This is a genomic window from Xanthomonas translucens pv. cerealis, from assembly GCF_006838285.1.
GTDB lineage: Bacteria > Pseudomonadota > Gammaproteobacteria > Xanthomonadales > Xanthomonadaceae > Xanthomonas_A > Xanthomonas_A cerealis.
Window position 1 is genome coordinate 3,317,123 of sequence record NZ_CP038228.1, and the last position, 21,896, is coordinate 3,339,018.

Consider the following 21,896-nt stretch of genomic DNA (forward strand, 5'->3'; position numbering starts at 1 on the left):
CGGATCTGTGCTGCGGAATGCGCAGTGTGACGCGCCGGGCGCGGCGACGGAAGCGCGGCGACACTCGGCAGCGGCGCCGCAGACGTTTATCCTTCGCCCCCGGAAGACGGCGCCACCCGCCGCCAAGCGAACCCACGACGATGCCCGATACCCCTCCCGATCACCTGGCGATCAGCCCGCAGAGCCCGTTTCACGATGCGCAGGCGCTGGCGCGCGGCGTCGGCATCCGCTTCAACGGCGTGGAGCGCGACAACGTGGAGGAGTATTCGGTCAGCGAAGGCTGGATCCGCGTGCAGGTCGGCAAGGCGCGCGACCGCCGCGGCAATCCGATGACGATGAAGATCAACGGCCAGGTCGAGGCGTACTACCTGGAAAAAACCGCCTGAGCGCCGCCCGCGGCCGCCGGCTCAGGACTTGAGCCGGTAGCCGCTGCGGAAGATCGCCCAGACCACGCTCAGGCACAACGCCAGGAACACCCCGGTCATGCCCGCGCTGACCGCGATGTGCACGTCGGCCTTGCCGAAGAACGCCCAGCGGAAGCCGCTGACCAGGTACACCACCGGGTTGAACCAGCTGATCTTCTGCCACAGCGGCGGCAGCATGCTGATCGAGTAGAAGCTGCCGCCGAGGAAGGTCAGCGGGGTCACCACCATCAGCGGGATCACCTGCAGCTTCTCGAAGCCGTCGGCCCAGATGCCGATGATGAAACCGAACAGGCTGAAGGTCAGCGCGGTCAGCACCAGGAAGCCGAACATCCACAGCGGATGGGCGATCTCGTACGGCACGAACGCGCGCGCGGTGAGCAGGATCAGCAGGCCCAGCAGCACCGACTTGCTCGCCGCCGCGCCGACATAACCGATCACCACCTCCCACCACGCCACCGGCGCCGACAGCACCTCGTAGATGGTGCCGGCCCAGCGCGGCATGTAGATGCCGAACGAGGCGTTGGAAACGCTCTCGTTGAGCAGCGACAGCATCACCAACCCGGGGATGATGTAGGCGCCATAGCTGATCCCGTCGATGGCGCCCATGCGCGAGCCGATCGCCGCGCCGAACACCACGAAGTACAGCGAGGTCGACAGCACCGGTGAGGCGATCGACTGGGTGAGCGTGCGGAAAGTGCGCGCCATCTCGAAACGGTAGATCGCGGCGATCGCATGCAGGTTCATGCGCGCACCTGCGCGCCGGCGACGGCCGGGCGCACCAGGTTGACGAAGATCTCCTCCAGCGAGCTTTCGCTGGAATGCAGGTCCTTGATCTCCACGCCCTGTTCCTCAAGTTGCCGCAGCAGGCTGCCGATGCCGGTCTGTTCGGCTTGCACGTCGTAGGTATAGGTCAGCACGGTGCCGTCGGCGGACAGTTCCAGCGGCTGCGCCGCCAGTGCCGCGGGCAACGCCGGCAGCGGCGCCTGCAGGGTCAGCGCCAGCTGCTTCCTGCCGAGCTTGCGCATCAGCGTGCGCTTGTCCTCCACCAGCACCAGCTCGCCGCGGTTGATCACCCCGACCCGGTCGGCCATGTCCTCGGCCTCCTCGATGTAGTGCGTGGTCAGGATGATGGTGGTGCCCTGCTCGCGCAGGCGCCGCACCATCTGCCACATGTCGTGGCGCAGCTCCACATCCACGCCGGCAGTGGGTTCGTCCAGGAACAGGATGCTCGGCTCGTGCGCCAGCGCCTTGGCGATCAGCACGCGTCGCTTCATGCCGCCGGACAGGGTGGAGATCTTGTTGTCGCGCTTGTCCCACAGCGACAGCTCGCGCAGCACCTGCTCCAGGTAGGCCGGATTTTTCGGCTTGCCGAACAGGCCGCGGCTGAAGCGCAGTGTCGCCCATACCGTCTCGAACGCATCGGTGGCCAGTTCCTGCGGCACCAGCCCGATCCTGGCGCGCGCGGCGCGGTAGTCGCGCACGATGTCATGGCCGTCGGCCAGCACCGTGCCAGAGCTGGGATTGACCAGGCCGCAAACCACGCTGATCAGCGTGGTCTTGCCGGCGCCGTTGGAACCGAGCAAGGCGAAGATCTCGCCGCGCTGGATGTCCAGGTCGATGCCCTTCAGCGCCTGGAAGCCGCCAGCGTAGGTCTTGGTGAGCTGCTGGATGGAGATGATGGGGGACACGGGAGGCCTGGGCGGGAGTCGGGACCGGGGGCCAGGGGCCAGGGGCCAGGGGCCAGGGGCCAGGGGCCAGGGAGCCTAGCAGCAGTAAAGTGTTTGTTGCGGCTACAGCGCCAAACCATGCGTTGCGTCTGCGCAGACACGCTACCAGATCAAGCGCATCTCCGGGTCCCCGGTCCCGATCAACTCTTTCGCCTAGCCTCCAGCAAATCCAGATTACGGATCAGCCGGCGCGCGATCTCGTCGGAAATCTTGCGCTGGCGGGTCAGCTTGAACAGTTCCTGGCGTTCGGCCTGCAGGCCGGCGTGACGCAGCTGGCGCAGCACGTCGTCCAGCCGCCGCGCCTCTTCCGGATCGCTCTCCATCGCCTCGCCGTGGTCGAGGTGGCGCTGGTACAGGGCGCTGACCCGGATCGCCGCCTCGTTGTAGAGATCGGCGTGTTCGCTGTCATGCACCAGCCGCTGGCGCAGCTTCTCCACCGCCACCAGCGCCGCGCGCGAGGATTCGCGCCGCGCCAGGTCTTCCTCGAGGCGGTCGCTGGGTTCCTCCGGCAGTTCAAGGCCGCGCAGCAGCCGCGGCAGCGCCACGCTGGCGACCAGCAGCGAGGTGACGATCACCGCGCTGGCCAGGAAGATCACCAGGTCGCGCGCCGGGAACGCGGCGCCGGTCGGCAGCGCCAGCGGCAGGGTCAGCACGCCGGCCAGGGTGATGGCGCCGCGCACGCCGGCCAGCGAGGTGGCCACGATGATCCGCGACGGCGGACTGCGCCGTTCCTCGCCACGGCGCCGCGCCTTGAGCAGATTCCAGCGCAGCGACAGCCACACCCAGACGAAGCGCAGCAGCAGCAGGCCGAGGTAGATCGCCAGCGCGTAGCACAGCAGCCACCACGGATTGAGGTGCCCGGCCTCGTCGATGTTGTGCACCGCGCCCTGCACGATCCCCGGCAACTGCTCGCCGAGCAGCACGAACATGATGCCGTTGAGGGTGAACTGGACCATGTCCCACACCGCCGAGCGCTGCACGCGCATGCTGCCAGGGGCGCGGCCGCTCAGCTCCACGTAGCTCATGCTGATGCCGGCGGCGACCGCGGCAAGGATGCCGGAGGCGTTGATCGCCTCGGCCAGCAGGTAAGCGGCGAACGGCAGCAGCAGGTTGACCAGGATCGCCGCGCCCGGCTCCTCGCCGACCTGGCGCCAGATCCAGCGCTGCGCCAGGCTCGCGCCCAGGGTCACGCCGATGCCGGCGGCGACGCCGACCAGCGCCACCCACAGGAAGGTCAGCGAGGCGGCGGCCAGCGAGAACGTGCCGGTCATCGCGGCGGCCACCGCGAACTGGAAGCAGACCAGGCCGGATGCGTCGTTGAGCAGCGATTCGCCCTCCAGGATGTGCATCAGCCGCTTCGGGATCGGCGCCCGTGCCGCGATCGAGGACACCGCGATCGGATCGGTCGGCGACACCACTGCGGCCAGCGCGAACGCCACCGCCAGCGGCATCGCCGGGATCATCCAGTGGATCAGGAAGCCGGCGCCGACCACGGTGAACACCACCAGGCCCAGCGCCAGTTCCAGGATGGCGCCCTTGTCGCGGAACAGGCCCTGCTTGGGGATGCGCCAGCCGTCCAGGAACAGCAGCGGCGGCAGGAACAGCAGGAAGAACAGCTCCGGCTCCAGCGCGTAGCCCTTCTTGAACACCCCGGCGATGACCGCGCCCAGGCCGATCTGCACCAGCGGCAACGGCAGCGAAAACGGCAATACGCGGACCAGATAGCCGCTGGCCACCACCGCCAGCAACATCGCCAACACCACTTCGATCGAATGCATGCTCGTCCGGACGGCGGCGCCGCGCCGCCGGCACCGCACCATGAATGGGGGAAGCGGCAAGCAAAGCGCACCGCAGGCGCGATGTCCAGTGGCATGTCCGCACGGTATTCATGCGCCGGCACGCCACGGCGCAGACGCTGCTCCGCCGTGGCGGCGAGACTTGCGCGACCCGGCACCGCGCCGCAGCACGCGTTACCATCGAACCGATCTGTGCGCAGACCGAACCCAGCGTGCCGCCGCCGTCGGAGACTCCATGCTTACTATCCAAGAACTCAACCGCTTCCTCGACGACCCGGCGGTAAGCGACAACGTCACCCAGGTCTGGAACCTGATCGGCCAGCATTTCGAGCAGGCCCAGGCGAGCCTGCCGCCCGACCAGGCGATGCCGCGGCGCGAACTGTCGTTCCACGATCATGTGCGGCTGTTGGGCTATCTGTGCATGCTGCTGGAGGGAATTCCCGGCGACCTGGTGGAGATCGGTGTGTGGAAGGGCAAATCGCTGGTGCTGATGAACGAGCTCAGCAATCGCCAGCGCCGGGTGATCGGCCTGGATCCGTTCGCCTTGCCGAACCAGTTCGAGGAATTCAACCACTATCGCGAGCTGCTGCTGCCCAATGCGCAGTTCATCCGTGGCTACTCGGAGTTCTGCGCCCAGCACTTCTACAACATGAAGCCGGAAGTGGCCTTGCTGCATATCGACGGCGGCCACACCGGACGCAACGTGTTGCTCGATTTCCTGCTGTACGGACCCAGCGTGATCAGCGGCGGGTTCGTGGTGTTCGACGATTACGGCGACCACAAGTACTCGCCGGAAGTCGGCCCGGCGGTCGATCTGCTCCGCGCCACCGGCTACTTCAACGGTTTCCATGTGCTGGGCTGCGCGCATGGCTTCGAGAACAGCTATGTGCTGCAGCGCCTGTGAGCCAGCGGCAGCCCGGCGCCGCGTGACGCATCGGTTCGCAGAGCGTCAGGCGCGGCGCCGCGATCAGCGGCCAGGTCGCGCATCCGCGCTGCGCGGGATGTGCGTGGCCTGGGCCAGCTCGCGCAGGTCGTCCACGAACCCGCGATAGGCCGCCTCGCCGGCATCGCCGCCGCGCTGGCGCAGTACCCACGACGGATGCACCGTGGCCAGCGCGCGGCTGCCGTCGGCCAGCGTCTGCCACTGCCCGCGCTGCGCCATCAACGCAAAGTCGTTGCCGAGCACCGCGCGCGCCGCGGTAGCGCCCAGGCACAGCACCACGCGCGGCCGTACCCGCGCCAGCTCGCCAGCCAGCCAGAAGCGGCATGCCTCGACATGGGCCCGGTCGGGATTGCGATGCAGCCGCGCCTTGCCGCGCTGCTCGAAGCGGAAATGCTTGACCGCATTGGTCACGTACAGCCCGGCGCGGGCGATGCCGAGTTCGTGCAGCGCGCGATCGAACAGGCGCCCGGCCGGACCGACGAACGGCCGCCCGCTCAGGTCTTCCTCGTCGCCGGGCTGCTCGCCCACCACCATCAGCGCCGCGTCGTGCGGCCCCTCGCCGAACACCGTCTGCGTGGCCGGTTGCCACAGCGGACAGCGCCGGCACTCAAGCGCCGCCGCGCGCAGCGCCCCGAGGCTGCCGTCGGTTGCGACCACGGCCGGCGGCGGCGCTGCGGGAATGCGCCGGCGCACCGGCGCCGGCGCACGCTCGGCCATCTCGCGCACGCGCTGCCCAGCCTCGCGGATCAGGCCCGGCAGCAACTGCGTTTCCGGCAGGTTCTTCCAGTATTTCTGCGGCATCTCCTGGCGCATCATGTCCGGATTGAGCCGCGCCGGATTGAAGATGTTGGCGTAGTAGGTGCGCCACAACGCATCCTGCGCATCGTCGGCCGGCGCATCGGCGCGCTGCGCGCCGGCGCCGAACTGCAGCGCCGCGCCATCCCAGCGCACACTGCGGTACGGGGTCAGGATCGCCCAACGCATGCCGGCGAAACGGCGCGCGAAGAACGGCGCGACGCGATCGACGATGCAATGTTCCGGCTCGAACCAGGCCACAAACGTCTCCTCCTCACCAGGCACCTCGCGAAAGCGCACGAACGCCTTCATCTTGTGGCTATCGCGGCGCACCGCCTGCGCCCACTGCTGCGCCCGATGCACATCGGCATCGGTGACCCGCTGCAACAGCGCCCGCTCGCCCGATGCGATCCGCCACAACAACCGATACAGCACGGCATGCCGCTGCGGATCGCGATGGCACAACACCGCCCCGGCCAAGGCCAGAAATTCGGCGGAAACCCGCGGCGCCGCCACCGTCGCCGGCAACGCCGCCACATCGGTCCCGGCCAGCAACCCGCCCTGCGCACCCCCTTCCCAGACCAGCGACTCCGGCGCCACCTGCGCACACCACGCCGCCCGCGCCGCCGCCCGCCACGCCTCCAGACACCATGGCGGCACCACCTCAGCCCGAAACACACTTCAACCCTAGCATCACCCCACCTGCACCCACACGACACCAGCGCCACCATCACCACAACGATAGCCGCTGTTGCCGTTACTGTTGCCGTTACTGTTGCTGTTGCTGTTGCCGTTACTGTTGCCGTTACTGTTGCTGTTGCTGTTGCTGTTGCTGTTGCTGTTGCTGTTGCTGTTGCTGTTGCTGTTGCTGTTGTTGTTGCTGCTGGTGATCTTGCTTTTAAACCTTCCCGCCTTAAAGCGAGCCGAGCACCGCAGCGGCGAGCGGCCGAAGAGGCGCCCTTGTTTGAGCGAAGCGAGTTTGGGCGCCGTGCCGCTCGTCGCGAGGAGCGCAGGGCACCGGTGCGGCTGTATCGCACCGGCTCGTGTCGGGCGGGAGCGGTTTTGGTTACTTTTGCCAAGACAAAAGTGACTCGCGCCGACCGGCGCGAAAGCTCTTGATCTTGCTTCAGCTTCAGCTTCTGCAGTTGCAGTTGCGGCTGCGGTTGCAGTTGCAGTTGCAGTTGCAGTTGCAATTGCAGCAATCATCGCAACAGCCCAGCCACTACAGCCCCACAGCACAGAGTCAATCAAACAACCCACCCTGCCGCGGCGCCGGCGCCAACTGCGCACGCAACCGCTGCGTATCGTCCAGGCGCCGCCGCGGATGATGATCCACCACACTGACGAACGGCAGCACCTTCTTCATCGGCATCCGCAACCGCGCCAGATCCTCGACCCGCAACCGCGCATGCCGCCGCGCCAACAACAACCGCTCCACATTGCGCGTCCCCAGGCCCGGCACCCGCAACAACATCTCCCGCGCCGCCGTATTCACATCCACCGGAAACCGCTCCGGATGCCGCAATGCCCAGGCAAGCTTGGGATCCACATCCAGATCGAGCATGCCGCTGGCCGCCTCCGGCGCGATCTCCTCCACCGAGAAATCGTAGAACCGCAGCAGCCAATCGGCCTGGTACAAACGATGCTCGCGCTGCAACGGCGGCGCCTGCAACGGCAGCTTCGAGGACGCATCGGGAATCGGACTGAACGCGGAGTAATAGACCCGCCGCAGCCGGTAATTGCCGTAGAGATTATGGCTGGTGCGCAGGATCGCGCGGTCGTCGGCCCCATCCGCGCCGACGATCATCTGCGTGCTCTGCCCGGCCGGCGCGAAACGCGGTGGCTTGGCGCTGAGCTTGCGCTCGGCCTTGCGCGCCTCCTTGCTTTCCTCGATGCGCCAGCGCAGCTCGCCCATCGCCGCGCGGATGCCGCCGACGCTCTTCTCCGGCGCCAGCTGGGCCAGGCCCTGTTCGGTCGGCAGCTCGACATTGATGCTGAGCCGGTCGGCGTAGCGGCCGGCCGCGGCCAGCAGGTCCGGCGCCGCATCGGGAATGGTCTTGAGATGGATGTAGCCGGCGAAGCGATGCTCCTCGCGCAGCTGCCGCGCCACCTCCACCAGTTGCTCCATCGTGTAGTCGCTGTTGCGGATGATGCCGCTGGACAGGAACAGGCCTTCGATGTAGTTGCGCTTGTAGAAATCCAGGGTGAGCTTGACCACCTCGGCCGGGGTGAAGCGCGCGCGGCGCACGTTGCTGGACACGCGGTTGACGCAGTACGCGCAATCGAACACGCAGAAGTTGGTCAGCAGGATCTTCAGCAGCGACACGCAGCGGCCATCGGGCGTGTACGAATGGCAGATGCCCATGCCCTCGGTGCTGCCGATGCCGCCACTGCGCAACGAATGGCGCTGGTCCGCGCCGCTGGAAGCGCAGGAGGCGTCGTATTTGGCCGCGTCGGCGAGCACGGCGAGCTTTTCGAGGGTATTCACTCCGAGACGATGCCCGGTTGCCGTCTCAGTCTGTGAGACGGCAGTGCGTCACCGCCTTCACTGCGATGAACGACTCAGCCGGTCGCCGGCCCGGCTTGCTCAGGCCACGGCGTGCTGCGCCCCGCCGTCGAACCGATACAGGTCCATCGCCAGCAGCCCGGCATCGATGCCGGCATCGATGCGCTGCGCGCCCAGACCCTCCGCGCCGGCCCCGCCCATCGCGAAGTAGATCGGCAGCCAGTGCTCGTCGGTGGGATGCGCGCGCTCGGCGAACGGCGCCTGGCGGCGGTAGTCGAGCAAGGCCGGCAGGTCTTCGCGCCGCAGCGCCTGCTCCACCCAGTCGATGAACGGGCGTACATACGGCGCGTCCTTGCCCTCGGCATAGCGGCCGACGTCGTGCAGGTTGTGGGTGATGCTGCCCGAGCCGATCAGCAGCACGCCGTCGTCGCGCAGCGGCGCCAGCGCGCGGCCCATCGCCAGCTGGTGCGCGGGTCCGAGTTCCGGCTGGATCGACAGCGGCACGACCGGGATGTCGGCCTGCGGGTACAGCAGCGACAACGGCACCCACACGCCATGGTCCAGGCCGCGCCGCTCGTCCACATAGGGCTGCAGGCCGGCGCATTCGAGCCGTTCGGCGACCTCGCGCGCCAGCGCCGGCGCGCCCGGCGCCGGGTACTGCATCTCGTGCAGCGCGCGCGGGAAGCCGCCGAAATCGTGGATGGTCTGCGGCTGCGCCGCGGCGCCGACCAACGGCCGCTGCCCCAGCCAGTGCGCCGACGCCACCACGATCGCGCGCGGACGCGGCAGCGCCGCCGCCAGGTCTGCCAGGCGCACGCCGACCAGGCCCGGATCCAGCGCGGTCATCGGCGAACCGTGCGAGATGTACAGCGAGGGCAGACGGGACATGAAGGATTCTCCAGAAGGATGCGGCGCTGCGTCCGCCGGCCGCGACCTTGCCGCCAACGGGGGGCGCCGGCATGCATGGCGACGTTCGCAGCGCTATGGCAGCAGATCCACAGGGTATTCCCCACGCCTGGGGAGATAAATTACCCTGCCACCGGATATCTATTTCAGGAACGGCAACAATGGATACGCTGGAAGCGATGCGCGTGTTCGTCACCGTGGTCGACCGCAACGGCTTCAACAGCGCCGCCGAGGCGCTGGGCATGTCCACCGCCAGCGTCACCAGGCAGGTGGCCTGGCTGGAGAAGCGGCTGGGCCTGCGCCTGCTCAACCGCACCACCCGCCGGGTCAGCCCGAGCAGCGTCGGCACCGCGTATTACCAGCGTTGCCAGGTGCTGCTGGCCGAGTTCGACGACATGGAGGCGGCGGTGGGGGAGCAGGCGCTGACCCCGTCCGGCACCCTGCGCATCAACGCGCCCTTCAGCTTCAGCATCGCCCGGCTGGGGCCGCGGCTGGCCGGCTACCGGGCGCGCTATCCGCAGGTCGCGCTGGACGTGTCGCTATCCGATCGCATGGTGGACATCGTCGAAGAAGGCTACGACATGGCGATCCGCATCACCGGCCAGGTCACCCCCACCCTGATCGCACGCAAACTCGGCCAGGTGCAGGCCTATCTGTGCGCCGCGCCGGCCTACCTGGAACGCGCCGGCACGCCGCGCCTGGCCGCCGACATCGCCGGCCACGAATTCCTGACCTACAGCTATTCGCCGATCGGCGACGAGCTCCCCCTGCAGGGTCCCGACGGCGAGACCCGGGTGCGGGTGCGCGGCGGGCTGCGCGCCAACAGCGGCGACGTATTGCGCGAGGCCGCCATCGCCGGCATGGGCATCGTCCTGCAGCCGGATTTCATCGCGCAGAAGGAACTGGAGGACGGGCGCCTGGTGCGGGTGCTGCCCGACCACCAGCTCGCCCCGATCGGCGTCTATGCGGTCTATGCCAGCCGCAGCCACCTGGCGCCGAAGGTGCGCAGCTTCATCGACTACTTGGTCGAGGTCGGCATCGAACGCGAGATGCACGGCGCCGCGGCGCCCTGATCCGCGGCAGGCGCAGTTCGCCGCGGCCACCGCTCGGACACAACATCCTGCGCCTGGCGCTGATCGCAGCGGCGGCGCATGCGCACAATGCCCGCGCTTCATCCCTCTTCCTTCCAGGAGTTCGCCCATGAGCAAGATCGCCATCGTCTATTTCAGCGGCTACGGCCACACCGTCAAGCAGGCCGAGGCGGTGCACGCCGGCGCCGCCAGCGTCGGCGCCGCCACGCTGTACCGTATCGATGAGGACGGCAACCTGCCGGAGAGCGCCTGGGAGGCCATCGGCCAGGCCGATGCGATCGTCTACGGCAGCCCCACCTACATGGGCGGCCCGGCCTGGCAGTTCAAGAAGTTCGCCGACGCCAGCTCCAAGCCGTGGTTCACGCAAGCGTGGAAGGACAAGGTGGCCGCCGGTTTCACCAACTCGGCTTCGATCAACGGCGACAAGTTCTCCACCATCGAATACTTCTGGACCCTGTCGCAGCAGCACGGCCAGGTCTGGGTCGGCACCGGCCTGCTGCCGGCCAACACCAAGGCGCACGGCCCGGCCGACGTGAACTGGACCGCCGGCTCCGGCGGCGCGCTGGCGATCTCGCCGTCGGACGCCTCGCCGGAAGAAGCGCCGCGCGCCGGCGACCTGGAAACCGCCAGGCTGCTCGGCAAGCGCGTAGCCGAATACGCGGCCAGGCTGAAAGGCTGAGCCGCGCACGGCGTCGCCACCGCCATGCTGGCGACGCCGGTTGCGCGTTTTGCGCGACCGGTGCCGGCGCCGAACACAAACGGACGCGGCCGCTGCTGCGCCGCCGCGTTCGCCACGCGCAGATGGTCGCGGCCGAACACGGCACTGACTGTGCGCGAACGCACGCCGTGGCATGGTCGGCGCCTGCACCCGGCACGGCGGCACGGCGGCACGGCGGCACGGCGGCACGGCACGGTCGCAGGATCGGACGAGGATCCTGCGCGATCGCGCTAACGCTGCGCCGCACCGCATTCGCATCCTCCATAGCCAGGCGACGCCACGCTGCACCGCAGGTGTCTGCCACCTTTTTTCCAACCTCCCGACAGGAGCTTCCCGATGCAAACCCGCACCCTCGGCCGCAACGGCCCCCGCGTGTCCGCCCTCGGCCTCGGCTGCATGGGCATGAGCGCGTTCTACGGCGGCCGCAGCGACGATGCCGCCGCGATCGCGGTGATCCATGCCGCGCTGGACCACGGCGTCACCCTGATCGACACCGCCGACATGTACGGCCCGCACACCAACGAAGTGCTGGTCGGCAAGGCCCTGGCCGGGCGCCGCGAGCAGGTCGTGCTGGCCACCAAATTTGGCATCAAGCTGGATCCGAACGATCCGGCCGTGCGCGGCGTCGACGGCCGCCCGCAGTATGTGCAATCCGCCTGCGAAGCCAGCCTGCAACGCCTGGGGGTGGACCACATCGATCTGTACTACCAGCACCGGGTGGACCCGAACGTGCCGATCGAGGACACCGTCGGCGCGATGGCGCGGCTGGTCGAACAGGGCAAGGTGCGCTTCCTCGGCCTGTCCGAGGCCGCCGCCGCGACCATCCGCCGCGCGCATGCGGTGCACCCGATCACCGCGGTGCAGAGCGAATACTCGCTGTGGTCGCGCGACCCGGAGAGCGACGGGGTGTTCGCCACGGTGCGCGAGCTGGGCATCGGCTTCGTGCCGTACTCGCCACTGGGCCGCGGTTTCCTGACCGGGGCGATCCGCTCGCCGGAGGACTTCGAGGCCGACGACTACCGCCGCCACTCGCCGCGCTTCCAGGGCGAGAACTTCGCGCGCAACCTGCAGCTGGTGGAACAGGTGCGCACCCTGGCCCAGGCCAAGGGCGTGACGCCGGGCCAACTGGCGCTGGCCTGGGTGCTGGCGCAGGGCGAGGACCTGGTACCGATCCCGGGCACCAAGCGCCTGGCCTACCTGGAAGAGAACCTGGGCGCGCTGCAGGTGACACTAAGCGCCGCCGAACGCGCGCAGATCGAGGCGATCTTCCCGGCCGACGCCGCCGCCGGCACCCGCTACCCGCCGGCAATGATGGCGGCGCTGCAGCGCTGACCCGCGCTGCGCGGTCGCCGCGGCGGCGCGGGCGGATTTGCCCGCGTCGCCGCCGCGTCGCATGATGCCGGGCGTGATCTCGTTCATCGTCCCTGCCCACGACGAAGCCGCCCTGATCGGCGACACCCTGGCGTCGCTGCATATCGCCGCCGACGCCCTGCGGCTGGACTACGAGACGCTCGTCGTCGCCGACGCCTGCAGCGACGACACCGCGCAGATCGCGCGCCGCCACGGCGCGCAGGTGCTGGACGTGCAACTGCGGCATATCGCCGCCACCCGCAATGCCGGCGCCGCCGCCAGCCGTGGCCGTTACCTGCTGTTCGTCGATGCCGACACCCGCGTCAACACGCCGCTGCTGGCCGCGGCCCTGCGCGCGCTGCACACCGGCGCGGTCGGCGGCGGCGCGCAGGTACACCTGCTCGGCGACATCGCCTGGCACGAACGCGCGGCGCAAGCCGTGTTCGCCTGGCTGTTCCGCCGCACCGGCATCGCCCCGGGCTGCTTCCTGTTCTGCACGCGCAGCGCGTTCGACGCCGCCGCCGGCTTCGACGAACGCTACTACGCCGGCGAGGACGTGGCGCTGAGCCGCGCGCTGGCCCGGCGCGGGCGCTTCGTGATCCTGCGCGAGCCGGTGCATACCTCCGACCGCAAGCTGCGCAGCTTCAGCAAGCGCGAGCACCTGGGCCTGCTGCTGCAGTTGCTGCGCCGCGGCCGCGGCATGCTGCGCTCGCGCGACGCGTTGGGGTTCTGGTACGGGCAGCGCCGCGGCCGCTAGCGCACGCGCTTCATTCCCGGACAGCACGCGCCGCAACGGCGCGGTTGCCGGCGCCGATCCGCTGGCAGTACGCTGCGTCTCCTTTGCCCGAGCTTTGGCAATGACCGTCGCCCTCAGCACGCCCATCGCGGTGCGCATCCTCGGCACGGGCGACTAGCTGCCGACGCGGCAAGTGACCTCGGACAGCTTCGACCAGCGTTGGGTCAAGCCCGCCGGCTGGACCCTGCGCCATTGCCGGGGTCGGCATGCGCCACTACGCCGGCGCCGACGAACCGGCCTCGCTGTTGGGCGAACGCGCCGCGCGCGCGGCGCTGGCGGCGGCGCAACTCGAACCGGACCAGGTCGATTGCGTGATCTCCGCCTGCTGCCTGATGGAGCAGGCGATCCCGTGCAGCGCCGCACTGCTGCATGCGCGGCTCGGCCTGCAGGGCAGCGGACTGCCGGCGTTCGACATCAACGCCACCTGCCTGAGCTTCATCGCCGCGCTCGACCTGGCCGCCTGCGCGATCGCCACCGGCCGCTACCGCAGGATGCTGATCGTGTGCAGCGAGATCGCCAGCGTCGGCCTGAACCGGGATGACATGGACACCGCGCCGCTGTTCGGCGACGGCGCCGCGGCGCTGGTGCTGGTGCTGGGCGCGGACAGCGGCGACAGCGGTTCGCAATTGCTGGCCGCGCACCTGGAAACCTATTCCGAAGGCATCGAACACTGCCGGGTCCGCGCCGGTGGCACGCGCCTGCGCCTGGAACACGGCATCGACGCGCTGCGCGCCGGTTCGCTGTTCGAAATGAACGGCCGCGCCAACTACCGGCTCGCCGCGGCGAAGCTGCCCGGGCTCTTGCAGCGGCTGCTGCACAAGGCCGGCGTCGAGCTGGCGCAATTGCAGCGGATCGTGCCGCACCAGGCCAGCGCCACGGCGCTGTGGCATCTGCAGGTCGCGCTGCGGCGGGCGCCGGACACGCTGGTCAACGTGATCGGCGAACGCGGCAACCAGATGGCCGCCTCGATCCCCAGCGCGCTGCACCAGGCCATCGCCAGCGGCCGCATCGTGCGCGGCGGGCGCGCGATGATCGACGTGTGCTGCGTGGAGAGCGCGGTGGCCGCGGCGCTGGCCGCGCTGCGCGCCGAACACCTCGGCGACGGCCGCGCCTACAACATCAGTAACGGCACGCCGATCGCGGTGCGCGACCTGCTCACCCAGCTGTTCGCAGCGCTGCAGCTGCGCGTGCGCCTGCTGCCGGTGCCGCGTCGCCTGGCCCTGGCCCTGGCGCTGGCGCTGGCGCTGGCCACGCTCGGCGAGCAGATCGCCTTGCGCCGGCGCGGGCAGCCGGAGCCGCGGCTGAGCCGCTACGGCATCGGCGTGCTCGGCTATTCGCAGACGCTGGACATCAGCCGCGCACGGCGCGAACTCGGCTACGCGGCGCGACGCTGGCGCCCTGCCGGTTCCCGGCGCTGGCGGCGTTACTGCAGCATCCGGTGCACGGCAACCTGCTGTTCGACACCGGCTATTCGCAACACTTCCTCGATGCCACCGCGCAGTTACCCGAGCGCCTGTACCGCGTGCTGACGCCGGTGCATCTGGCGCCTGGTCAATCGCTGCGCGAACAGCTGGCGGTCGACTGGATCGTGCTGTCGCATTTCCATGGCGACCACATCGGCGGCGTGGCCGATTTCGCGCAGGCGCGCATCGCCTGCGCGCAACAGGCCTGGGACGATCTGCAGCGGCGCGGGCGACTGGCGGCGTTGCGCGAAGGCTTCCTGCCGGCCTTGCTGCACGGCACCCGTGCGCGCATACACCGGTTCGAAGCACTGCCTGCCCGGGACCGGCGGCGCTGCGCGGCTTCGGCACGCCGCGCGACCTGTTCGGCGACGGCAGCGTGCTGCTGGTACCGCTGCCTGGGCACGCGCCCGGCCACTACGGGCTGTGGTTCGAGGACGCGCACGGGCCGGTGTTCCTGGTCGCCGATGCGGCTTGGTCCAGCGCCGCAATCGCCGACAGCACGCCGCCGCCGATGCTGGTCACCCACCCGCTCGGCGAGCACCGCGTCTACCGCGACACGCTGGCGCGGCTGCACGCGTTGCGCCTGGCCGAACCCGCGCTGCGCATCGCGCCCTCGCATTGCCGGCAGTGGCGGCCCGCTGCCGCCGCGAGCGTCGATGGCTAGCGCACCGGCCGTCCTGATCACCGGCGCACGCGCGCCGGTGGCGCTGGACCTGGCGCGCCGCTTCGCTGCGCAGGGCTGGCGCGTGCATCTGGCCGACAGCGTGGCCTGCCGCATTTCCGGCTGGTCGCACGCGGTCGCCGCCAGCCATCGCCCCGGCACGCTACGCGCCGGCCGCCTACATCGCCGACCTCAACGCGCTGGTCGCGCGCCAGCGCATCGCGCTACTGCTGCCGACCTGCGAGGAAGTATTCCATCTGGCCCGCTACTGGCATGCCTTGCCGGCGCAGCTGGACGTGCTGGTGGACGCGTTCGACACGCTGCGCGCGCTGCACAGCAAATGGCATTTCCTGCACTTGGCGCGCACCATCGATGCCGACGTGGACGTGCCCGACAGCAGGCGCGTGCGCACACCGCGACCCGGCCGCGATCGTGCGCCCGGCGCCGACGCGCGCGGCGATGCTCGGCCCGCTGATGCTCGGTGTCGCGCTGCCGGCGGCGTTGCGTCATGGCCGACTTCGGCAATGGCGCGAGGACTACGCCCGCGCCGACGATGTGCTCGCCCCACGCGGCGACAGGCGCCCGCTGGCAGGCGCGCTGTGCGACCTGGGCAGCCATGCGCGGCTGGCGCTGGCGCAGCGCTGCAGCGTGCGCGCCGCCTCCACCCGCGATACCGAATGGGACGGCCAGGCCCTGCCGCCGCCATGAACGGCGCCGCCGAGGCCGGCAGCGACTACGCCGTTCAGGCGTAGCGCTTCGCCGACCTGCATGCCGGCCGCGATGCGCAGCACGTGGCCGGCAACCTGTACGCGCGCATCGACATGCTGCAAGCCGGCACGCTGTCGATGCCGGTCACGATGAACGAGGAGCGTGCGGGCAACGCCTGGGTGTGCTCGCCGCGCATTACTTATGCCGACTACGCCGCCGAGGAGGCCGCGCGCCTGTTGCCGCGCGCGCTGGCCTGCATCACCGGCCTGTTCGGTGTGGAGCAGACGCTGACCGCGCCGATCGTCGGCGACGGCCTGCGGCAACCGCAACGGCTGGCGCTGTAGCGCACGCTCACCGCCTGCGGTTTAGAACATGCGCTGCGGTACGGACGCCGACTGAACCAGAGCGCCGGCAGCCAGCTTCAAGCGCCAGCGCGGCGGCATGCCGGTGATCGAGTACAGCGCGGTGGATGCGCGTCACCTGCCGTTGCGCCGGCGCCAGCCGATCGCCGCGCTCGGCGTGCTGACCAAGCGTCTCGGCGTGCCGCTGATACGCCGCTATCGGTTATGAACGACCGGCATGCCGTTGCCACCACGGTCGCAACGGCACAGGACTCAAGGCCGCGTACCCGCCGCCGATATCACGGCCAGCACGAACGTTAGCGCCAGGAACCCAGATGAACCGAATCGCCCCTTGCCTTCGAGCTGCGCCGCGCCTGCAAAACCAAGCCGGCGTGCACAGTAACAGCGACGTATCGTGCACGGCACCTGAAAACGGTTGCAACGGCAAAACCACCGCAAACGAGCGGCTCGCATATTCTCGCAGCCCTATACTGGGCGGCTCCTAAAAATCGCTTCCGCCGCTGACGGGGGGACCTGTGGATTCGATCACACAGCTGGCTCACGCTGGCACCTTGCTGATCGTCAATGCCTTGCTGGCGGCGGTTTCGTCGGCGGTGTTCCTTGCCATTCATTTGACCGGTCGCAAAGCCCAGCACACCTGCGGATTGCTGCTGCTTGGCCTGAGCTACGCCGTATTCGCTGCGGGCTTTGCCGCACTCGTGCTGCCGGCGGCGTTGCCGGCGCATGCCGCCGCCATGGGATTGATCGGTAACTTGACGATCGATGCGGCCACGGTGCTGGAGTTGTGCGCGGTGAACGCCTATCTGCAGCGGCCGCTGATCCGGCCCTGGATCCTGGTCACGGTCGCGCTGATCGGCGCGGCGGAGATCTATTGCTTGCACAGTGGAGGCGAGAATCTCAGGATCATGGTGATTTTCGGCTGCACCCTGCGCGGCTTGTTGACCGTCGCCACCGGCATGGCCTTGTGGCGCCATGCGGACGCGACGATACGCACCGCGGCGCGATTCACGGCCTCGTTCCACTTCCTGTGGGGCTTGATGCTGCTGCTGCGCATCGTCTGGTGGACGGTCCATCCGTTCGCGGACACCAGCTACGACCCGACGTCGAAATTCGGCCTGCTCTCGCGCATGGTCCTGACCTCGATCATCACCCCCGGGTTCCTGTGGATGCTGGCCCGGAAAATGAACGCGGAACTGATTCGCCATGCCTCCCTGGACTCGCTGACCGGCGTCGCCAACCGCCGCATCATGTGGGAAAAAGGCGAATCGGCCACGCAGGACGCGCGCGACAGGAACGCGCCGATCGCGGTGCTGATGATCGACGTCGACAATTTCAAGGCGATCAACGACCGCCTGGGCCATACCGCCGGCGACCAAGTGCTGATCGCCATCGCCGACACGCTTGCGCGGCATATCCGCAGCCCGGACTTTCTGGCCCGCGTCGGCGGCGAGGAATTCATGGTGCTGATCCCACATGGCGAAGAATCGGTGGTGCGCGACATCGCCGACCGCTTGCGGCGCGTGGTCGAACGCCAGGACATCGCTGCTGCGTCAAGCGCCGCGCTGGTCTGCACGGTCAGCATCGGCTACTGCATTTCGACGCGGGCGCAGATCGAGTGGCAGAAGCTGGTCGTCATCGCCGACCAGGCGCTGTATGCGGCCAAGCACAGCGGACGCAACCGAGTCACGGGGACAGTCGTCGCGTAGTGCGTCGCGTTCGAGCGCGCATCCGGACATCCGCCTGCCGCGCATGCGACGCTAGCGGCCATGAACGCCTGGCATTCCTCGCTGTACCGACACCGGTTCGCCGTGGCCCGCGCCGACGCAGTGCGGCAGCGGCCGCTGGCAGTGACGGTGATGGACCGGCATGCGGCATCGTGCGCTGCGCCGACGGCAGCCTGCTCGCGCTGGAGGACCGTTGCCCGCACCGGCACGCGCCGCTGTCGGCCGGCTGCGCCAGCGGCGACGGCCTGGCCTGTCCTTACCATGGCTGGCGCTTCGGCCGCGACGGCGCGCTGCGCGACATTCCAGGCATGCCGCCCGGGCAGGCACTGCCGGCGGTGCGGGTACGCGCATTCGCCGCGCGCCAGCATGACGGGCTGATCTGACTGCGCCCGGACCCCGAGGGCGACGCCGAGCCCGCACCGCTGGTGCGGGCATTGCGGCCATCGGCGCGGCGCTTCCTGTGGCGCACGCGCTGGCAGGCGCACGTGGCCGATGCGCTGGAGAACTTCCTCGATCCGTTGCATACCCACCTGCTGCATCCGTGGCTGGTGCGCCACGGCGGCGCGCGCAGCACCGAGGGTTCGCCAGCCTGCACGTGGGACGGACGCTGGGCGCCGACGTGGGCAGTGCGCTGGCTGGTGTGGCCGCTGCTGCGCAAGGTGGGCGAGCAGGACCGGCGCATGCTCGCGCTGCAGTCGCACAACCTGCAGCGCTTTCCCGGCGTGCGCGGCGCCTGCACCGCACTGGATCCGGCGCGCGATCCCTTGCGCCGCTATTGGGACGGCGAGCCGCTGCCGGCGCCGGGTGCACAGCACGGCATCGACCTCATGCTGTGACCGCGTCGCGCGTGCCGAGCGCGCCGATCACCTGCGCCAGCGGTGCCGGCCGTCCCAGCAGATAGCCCTGCACCTGGTCGCAGCCGTGCGCACGCAGCCACTGCAGCTGTTCCTCGGTCTCCACGCCTTCGGCCACCACGTCCAGGCCCAGGCTGCGGCCGAGCGTGAGCAAGGCCTCGCAGATCGAGGCGTTGCGCGCGTCGCGATGCACGTCGGCAATGAAACTGCGGTCGATCTTCAGCGTGTCCAGCGGCAGGTCGCGCAGGTAGGCCATGCTGGAGAACCCAGTGCCGACATCGTCCAGCGCCACGCTCACTCCCAGCGCACGCAGCTGCCGCAACACCTCCAGCGCCTGCTGCGGCTGCCGCATCAGGCTGCTCTCGGTCAGTTCCAGTTGCAGGCCGTCGGCGGCCAGCCCGGCCGCAGCGCAAGCCTGCATCAGGTCCGCGACCAGATCGCCGTCGAAGAACTGCAGCGCCGACACGTTCACCGCCACCGGCAGGTCGGCCCAGCCATGCAGCGCCAATTGCCGCCGCGCCTGCGCGGCAGCCTGCATCACCCAGCGGCCCAGCGGCAGGATCAGCCCGGTGTCCTCGCACAGCTGGATGAACTGGTCCGGGGCGATGTAGCTGCCGTCGGCCTGCGGCCAGCGGATCAGCGCCTCGAGCAGGCGCGGCGCACCGCTGTCGGCGTGCATGATCGGCTGGAAATGCAGTTCGAACTCCTGCCGCGCGATCGCCTGATGGATGCGCCCGGCCAGGCGCAGGCGTTCGCCGATGCACGCGGACATGCTGCGCTCGAAACGGACCACGCCGCGCCCCTCCGCCTGCGCCGCATGCGCGGCTTGCGCGGCGCTGCCGATGGTCTCTTCGGCGCCTGCGGCATCGTCCGGGCATAGCGCCACGCCGACGTGCGCCTGCAACTGCTGGGTGAAGGCGCCACCCTGCACCGGCGCCGACACCGCCTCGAGCAAGGCTTGCAGCGCTTGCGGCAGCTGCCGCGCATCCAGCACCGCCAGCACGAAGTCCTGCGACGGCTGGTGCGCGGTCAGGCCGAAGCGTTCGCCTAGCCCACGCAGCCGCTGCGCCACCGCGCAGCGCACCGCATCGCCAGCGGCCTGGCCCAGCGTGGCGCCGATCAGCGCCAGCCCACGCAACTGCACGTAGGCCACCGCATAGCCGGCCTGGTGGCGCGCGTCCAGCGCCTCGGCCAGGGCGCGCGGATTGAGCAGGCCGGTGGTGACGTCATGGCTGGCGCGGAACGCCAGCTCGCGCTCGTCCGCCATGCGCTGGCTGACGTCCTCGGCCAGGATCAGCCGCGCCGGCACGCCGCCGAAGTCCAGGTCCGCGCTGTGCGCCCGCACCGACAGCAGGCTGCCGTCCTTGCGCTGGTGGGTCCACACGCTCGGCGCGTCGAAGCCCTCGCGCGGCGTGCGCACGTCCTGCAGCAGCCCTTCGGCCTCGCTGCGCGGGCGCAGGTCGAGCAGGGTCATGCCGAGGAATTCTTCGCGGCTGTAGCCGTACTGGCGGATCGCCGCCTGGTTCACTTCCAGGAAGCGCAGGCCGTCCACCGCGAACAGCCAGAACGGCAGCGGGTTGCGCTCGAACACCAGGCGGAACTGGCGCTCGGCGTCGAACAGCCGCGCCTGCGCCTCGAGCCGCTCGCTGACGTCCTGCACCGCACCGGTCATGCACAGCCCGTCGCGGCCCTGCACCCGCGCACCGCGCGCGGCCAGCCAGCGCAGGCCGCCATCGAGCGAGTGCATGCGGTACACCACGTTGAACTCGCCGTCGCCATGCAGCGCCTGGTCGTACAACCGCTCGACCCGCGCGCGATCGTCGTCGTGCACCCGGGCCAGTAACGCGGGCAGGCTCAGGCGCAGTTGCGGCGCCCCGAACAGGGTGCCGGTCGGCTCGGCCAGCAGCAGGTGACCCCGATCGGCCTCGACCCGCCAGGTGCCGATGCCGCCCATCTCGTGGGCCAGGCGCAGCTCCTCGTTGCCGCGGCGCAAGCGCTCCAGCATCTGCCGCTGGCGGGCTTCGGCGCGGCGCAGGCTGCCCAGCAGGTAGCCGAACCCGGCCAGATACAGCAGATAGACCGACAGCGCCGCGGCGGCGAACCACCACCACGGCGCCAGCGCCTCGCGCACCGACAGTCCAGCCACCGCCAGCAACGGATAGTCGCCTCCGCCGCTCACCGCCAACATCCGCGCCTGCTGGCCGAACACCGCATGGTGCATGCCCATCGCGCTGCCCTGCGGCCGCCCGCGCACCAGGCCCAACGGCAGCCGCACGCGGGTGCCGGTGGTCCCGGCCGCGGCGCTGCTGGCCGCAAGCAGCAGGCCATGCGTATCGGTCAGCGCGACCACCCCGTCGCGCCCGGCATCGACGCCGCCGACGATGCGTTGCAGCGCCGCGACCCGCCAATGCGCCACCACCCAGTCGCCCGATGCCAGCGGCAGCGCAAGCGTCACCACCGCTTGCCCGTCGGCCAGGCGACGGCACGGGCCGACGAACACGTCCTCGCCATTGCGGCGCGAACCCAGGGCCCATTCGCGCACGCGCGGATCGCCTGGCCCGCCGAACCTGCGCTGGCCCAGCGCATCCAGCAGCGCGACGTCGTGCAGTTCCGGATGGCGCCGCAACAACCCGCGCAGCGATGCCTCGATCAGCTCCGGCGCACGCGCCGGCGCGTCGGCCAGCAGCGTTTGCGCGCCCACGCCTTCGCCGCGCAGCGCCTGGCTGAGGTTGTCCAATTCCAGCTGCAGCAGGCGGTCGGCGCCGGTCGCCAGCGCCAGACTCTGCCGCTGCGCGGCGGCCAGGCGGTTGCCGCGGTCCTGCACCAGCACATAGGCCAGCCCGCAGGCCAGCAGCAGCGCCAAGGCCAGGCCCCAGACCAGGATCGCGCGCAGCGGCGCGCGCAACGCGCGCCGCAGGCGCTGCCTGAAACGGACCTCGTAGAGCTTGTCGGCGGTGGCGAAACGGCGCTGCATCGGTCCTGCATAGAGCGGCCCAGGTGCGGCGATCTTGACCGGACAGCGGCGCCGCGACGCAGGCCGAGCGCCGCAGCGCCTATGCCGTTCAGCTTTG

General features: G+C 69.8%; 22 protein-coding genes and 1 pseudogene. 15 read left to right on the forward strand and 8 right to left on the reverse strand.

Features of this window, described 5'->3' with window-relative positions:
- The first annotated feature begins 140 nt into the window (after positions 1-140).
- Positions 141-386, forward strand: coding sequence for a DUF3297 family protein (locus tag E4A48_RS14680; protein ID WP_003476154.1), 246 nt, complete (start codon positions 141-143; stop codon positions 384-386).
- Between the two features lie 21 nt (positions 387-407).
- On the opposite strand, the gene E4A48_RS14685 is transcribed toward E4A48_RS14680, so the two are convergent.
- The 3 genes from E4A48_RS14685 to E4A48_RS14695 all read right to left on the reverse strand — a co-directional run bounded on the left by E4A48_RS14685 (position 408) and on the right by E4A48_RS14695 (position 3,930).
- Positions 408-1,169, reverse strand: a complete 762-nt coding sequence (locus E4A48_RS14685; protein WP_003465683.1) for an ABC transporter permease — start codon at positions 1,167-1,169, stop codon at positions 408-410.
- On the reverse strand, positions 1,166-2,113 hold the full coding sequence (locus E4A48_RS14690; RefSeq protein ID WP_142742670.1) for an ABC transporter ATP-binding protein: 948 nt from the start codon (positions 2,111-2,113) through the stop codon (positions 1,166-1,168). Before E4A48_RS14690 ends, E4A48_RS14685 begins: the two co-directional genes overlap by 4 nt.
- Before the next feature lie 179 nt (positions 2,114-2,292).
- Positions 2,293-3,930: a Na+/H+ antiporter gene (locus E4A48_RS14695; protein ID WP_039009317.1), complete on the reverse strand. Its 1,638-nt coding sequence runs from the start codon at positions 3,928-3,930 to the stop codon at positions 2,293-2,295.
- Positions 3,931-4,183: 253 nt separating this feature from the next.
- On the opposite strand from E4A48_RS14695, the gene E4A48_RS14700 reads away from it, so the two are divergent.
- Positions 4,184-4,852, forward strand: a complete 669-nt coding sequence (locus tag E4A48_RS14700; RefSeq protein WP_142742671.1) for a class I SAM-dependent methyltransferase — start codon at positions 4,184-4,186, stop codon at positions 4,850-4,852.
- A 63-nt stretch (positions 4,853-4,915) separates the two neighbouring features.
- Here E4A48_RS14700 and E4A48_RS14705 read toward each other — a convergent pair whose 3' ends face one another.
- The 4 genes from E4A48_RS14705 to E4A48_RS14720 form a co-directional block, all read right to left on the reverse strand.
- Entirely contained in the window at positions 4,916-6,364 is a 1,449-nt protein-coding gene (locus E4A48_RS14705) for a UdgX family uracil-DNA binding protein (protein ID WP_142742672.1), read from the reverse strand.
- A gap of 15 nt (positions 6,365-6,379) precedes the next feature.
- Complete coding sequence (locus E4A48_RS20605; RefSeq protein WP_185910663.1) at positions 6,380-6,892, reverse strand: hypothetical protein; 513 nt, start codon at positions 6,890-6,892, stop codon at positions 6,380-6,382.
- Positions 6,893-6,929: 37 nt separating this feature from the next.
- Entirely contained in the window at positions 6,930-8,174 is a 1,245-nt protein-coding gene (locus E4A48_RS14715) for a putative DNA modification/repair radical SAM protein (protein WP_039007996.1), read from the reverse strand.
- 99 nt (positions 8,175-8,273) lie between these two features.
- Positions 8,274-9,080: a DODA-type extradiol aromatic ring-opening family dioxygenase gene (locus E4A48_RS14720; protein WP_142742673.1), complete on the reverse strand. Its 807-nt coding sequence runs from the start codon at positions 9,078-9,080 to the stop codon at positions 8,274-8,276.
- Positions 9,081-9,259: 179 nt separating this feature from the next.
- Between E4A48_RS14720 and E4A48_RS14725 the strand changes: the two genes are divergently transcribed.
- The 13 genes and pseudogenes from E4A48_RS14725 to E4A48_RS21220 all read left to right on the forward strand — a co-directional run bounded on the left by E4A48_RS14725 (position 9,260) and on the right by E4A48_RS21220 (position 18,807).
- Positions 9,260-10,171: a LysR family transcriptional regulator gene (locus E4A48_RS14725; protein ID WP_039007999.1), complete on the forward strand. Its 912-nt coding sequence runs from the start codon at positions 9,260-9,262 to the stop codon at positions 10,169-10,171.
- A gap of 127 nt (positions 10,172-10,298) precedes the next feature.
- Positions 10,299-10,868: a flavodoxin family protein gene (locus E4A48_RS14730; RefSeq protein WP_142742674.1), complete on the forward strand. Its 570-nt coding sequence runs from the start codon at positions 10,299-10,301 to the stop codon at positions 10,866-10,868.
- A gap of 375 nt (positions 10,869-11,243) precedes the next feature.
- Positions 11,244-12,239, forward strand: coding sequence for an aldo/keto reductase (locus E4A48_RS14735; protein WP_142742675.1), 996 nt, complete (start codon positions 11,244-11,246; stop codon positions 12,237-12,239).
- Positions 12,240-12,312: 73 nt separating this feature from the next.
- Positions 12,313-13,014, forward strand: a complete 702-nt coding sequence (locus E4A48_RS14740; RefSeq protein ID WP_185910664.1) for a glycosyltransferase — start codon at positions 12,313-12,315, stop codon at positions 13,012-13,014.
- Positions 13,015-13,259: 245 nt separating this feature from the next.
- Positions 13,260-14,582: a 3-oxoacyl-[acyl-carrier-protein] synthase III C-terminal domain-containing protein gene (locus E4A48_RS21185; RefSeq protein ID WP_260607958.1), complete on the forward strand. Its 1,323-nt coding sequence runs from the start codon at positions 13,260-13,262 to the stop codon at positions 14,580-14,582.
- Positions 14,492-14,710: pseudogene (locus tag E4A48_RS21190) on the forward strand (MBL fold metallo-hydrolase); the annotation flags it as partial. The gene E4A48_RS21185 and the pseudogene E4A48_RS21190, both read left to right, overlap by 91 nt.
- Before the next feature lie 182 nt (positions 14,711-14,892).
- A complete protein-coding gene (locus tag E4A48_RS21195) occupies positions 14,893-15,180 on the forward strand; it encodes an MBL fold metallo-hydrolase (RefSeq protein WP_235426757.1) in 288 nt (95 codons plus the stop codon).
- Positions 15,181-15,609: 429 nt separating this feature from the next.
- Positions 15,610-15,885 carry an ATP-grasp domain-containing protein gene (locus E4A48_RS21200; protein ID WP_142742677.1) on the forward strand — a complete coding sequence of 92 codons (276 nt, stop codon included), beginning with the start codon at positions 15,610-15,612 and terminating at the stop codon, positions 15,883-15,885.
- An 83-nt stretch (positions 15,886-15,968) separates the two neighbouring features.
- Positions 15,969-16,229: a hypothetical protein gene (locus E4A48_RS21205; protein ID WP_260607959.1), complete on the forward strand. Its 261-nt coding sequence runs from the start codon at positions 15,969-15,971 to the stop codon at positions 16,227-16,229.
- Positions 16,230-16,326: 97 nt separating this feature from the next.
- Positions 16,327-16,455, forward strand: a complete 129-nt coding sequence (locus tag E4A48_RS21210; RefSeq protein ID WP_260607960.1) for a hypothetical protein — start codon at positions 16,327-16,329, stop codon at positions 16,453-16,455.
- Positions 16,456-16,798: 343 nt separating this feature from the next.
- On the forward strand, positions 16,799-17,953 hold the full coding sequence (locus tag E4A48_RS14765; protein WP_235426563.1) for a GGDEF domain-containing protein: 1,155 nt from the start codon (positions 16,799-16,801) through the stop codon (positions 17,951-17,953).
- 170 nt (positions 17,954-18,123) lie between these two features.
- Positions 18,124-18,354, forward strand: a complete 231-nt coding sequence (locus E4A48_RS21215) for a Rieske 2Fe-2S domain-containing protein (protein ID WP_237655147.1) — start codon at positions 18,124-18,126, stop codon at positions 18,352-18,354.
- 42 nt (positions 18,355-18,396) lie between these two features.
- A complete protein-coding gene (locus E4A48_RS21220; RefSeq protein ID WP_260607961.1) occupies positions 18,397-18,807 on the forward strand; it encodes a hypothetical protein in 411 nt (136 codons plus the stop codon).
- Here E4A48_RS21220 and E4A48_RS14775 read toward each other — a convergent pair.
- Positions 18,797-21,799, reverse strand: a complete 3,003-nt coding sequence (locus E4A48_RS14775) for a bifunctional diguanylate cyclase/phosphodiesterase (RefSeq protein ID WP_058196820.1) — start codon at positions 21,797-21,799, stop codon at positions 18,797-18,799. The two genes, E4A48_RS21220 and E4A48_RS14775, sit on opposite strands and share 11 nt — an antisense overlap.
- Between the last annotated feature and the right edge of the window lie 97 nt (positions 21,800-21,896).